Below are 279 nucleotides of genomic sequence, written 5' to 3'. Positions count from 1 at the left end.
TCAAAACGATTGATGTATACATAAGAACGGCATTCTAAAACTTTCACACCGGTTTTGTGAAAATCTTGCACCTGCTGATCATTTTATGCACTTCACTCCAAGAACAAGAAAGCCCTGCCCTCATGCAAAGCAAAACGCCCCAAACAAAATACATTTGTGTTGCACATCCAAGCGCTTATTTTAAAAAGACATCTCTCAAGACATCCCAAGCTCATCTCACAGCACTGCCCATGCATGGTATCCCGAGAATAATATACGATCCCCCAAGAGTGCTATAAA

The sequence above is a fragment of the Bartonella sp. AA2SXKL genome (assembly GCF_042197205.1).
GTDB lineage: Bacteria > Pseudomonadota > Alphaproteobacteria > Rhizobiales > Rhizobiaceae > Bartonella.
This window is presented reverse-complemented; position numbering follows the sequence as displayed.